Source organism: Oleiphilus sp. HI0128, assembly GCF_001635365.1.
In genome coordinates, this window is record NZ_LWGG01000915.1 from 1 (window position 1) to 1,858 (window position 1,858).

A 1,858-nucleotide genomic window follows, 5' to 3' on the forward strand; every position below is an offset into this window, starting at 1 on the left:
ATATACTTGCTCAAGTTACTTACTGTTCAAATAAATTGTACAGGTCGTTGACTTGATAATTTCTTAAGCAACATCCTCTCTAACAAGTTAGATCAGAGTGCTTTATCGTGAAATCATCTCAGCCAGCGCCCACACGAATTGCTTGGTTAATTTTTTAAAGAGCTTGCTTGAGATCCCTCAAGCGAGGCGCGTATTCTACAGCGTCTCATTTGCTTGTCAACGATTTTTTTTAATTTGTTTTCGAAGAAATTTAAATTCAAAACCGAAAACCAAAACCTTTAACAAGCGAAGATAAATTACTGATTTTAATCACTTAATTTATCCTCTATCTCCTTCAAACTTCGCCGCTTTCGAAGCGGTTCGCCTTAAGGAGGTGCGCATTATATAGAGCTGATTCTTTAGGTCAACACCTTTATCAAACTTTTTATAAATTAGTTTGTAACGCTATTTTAACGAGACTTTAGCTATCTTTTTCTTGCCCGCCTGAATCACATATATACCAGGCACCGACAACTTCAAGCTCGCCTCTACCTTCTCGCCTTCTACATAGACTGCACCGCGACCCAAGACATCTTTAGCTGCTGCACCATTCTTTACCAAAGCCGCCATTCTTAGTACAGCAGATACTGGCAACTCCGACTGCCCCTCAGCATCAACATCAACTTCCGGAACATTATCTGGAATCTCACCCAAACCGACTCGGTTGCCTGCCGAGTTATGCGCAGTCGCCGCCGACTCCGCATCATGGAAACGCTCAATGATTTCGCGCGCAAACAGATCTTTAACCTCTTGCGGGTTTCTCCCTTGCGCAACCTCTTGTTTAAGAACCTCTATCTCTGCCAATGACTTAAAGCTTAATAATTCATAGTAGCGCCAGATCATTTCATCAGGTAGCGATAGCAACTTCGTGTACATCTCACCCGGCGCATCATTCACACCCACATAGTTATTGAGCGATTTGGACATTTTCTGGACACCATCCAAACCCTCTAATAAAGGCATCGTTAGAATTGTCTGAGGATCCATACCCGCATTTTTCTGCAAAGTACGCCCCATTAATAAGTTGAACTTTTGGTCAGTTCCACCCAATTCAACATCTGCCGCCATTGCAACCGAGTCATAACCTTGCACTAACGGGTACAAGAACTCATGAATTGCAATGGACTGCTCCCCTTTAAAGCGCTTACTAAAGTCATCACGCTCTAGCATTCTCGCTACAGTATATTGCCCGGCCAGCTTGATCATATCCGCAGCAGACATCTTCGACATCCATTCTGAGTTAAACATGACCGCTGTTAACTCAGGATCTAAAATTTTGAACACCTGCTCTTTATAGGTCTGCGCATTTTGCGCCACCTGCTCTTCAGTCAAAGGCGGCCGTGTAGCACTTTTACCGGTAGGATCACCAATCATGCCGGTAAAGTCACCAATCAAGAACAGCACCTCATGACCAAGATCCTGAAACTGCTTCAACTTATTAATGAGTACCGTATGCCCTAAATGTAAATCTGGAGCAGTTGGGTCAAATCCAGCTTTGACACGAAGTTTCTTCCCCGCCTCAAGCTTCTTTACTAAGTCTTCTTCTACTATTAACTCTTCAGCTCCGCGTTTAATAATTTCTAGAGCTTCTTGAACCGATCCCATCTTAAACTTCACCTTTCAACGCATACCAATAACAATCGAGAAACAATCGCGACATCAAAAAACAAACAAGTATATCATCTTTAACATTACTGTAAGCTTTATAAACAAACATTGACTTTGCTTGAACCCAGCTTACAACTATACTTATAGGAATATTTAACAGATTTTCACATTTTTATGTGACTTCTAAAAAGCATTAATACTCACTTTATTG

The 1,858-nt window shown here is 41.6% G+C and carries 1 protein-coding gene; it reads right to left on the reverse strand.

Annotated features, from left to right (window positions below; genetic code table 11):
- Positions 1-444 precede the first annotated feature (444 nt).
- Positions 445-1,644 carry a tyrosine--tRNA ligase gene (gene tyrS, locus A3763_RS14905; protein WP_068634548.1) on the reverse strand — a complete coding sequence of 400 codons (1,200 nt, stop codon included), beginning with the start codon at positions 1,642-1,644 and terminating at the stop codon, positions 445-447.
- Between the last annotated feature and the right edge of the window lie 214 nt (positions 1,645-1,858).

Bases quoted from the DNA above. Each gene is read 5' to 3' on its own strand.
- tyrS (WP_068634548.1), bottom strand. From the start codon at position 1,644: ATGGGATCGGTTCAAGAAGCTCTAGAAATTATTAAACGCGGAGCTGAA.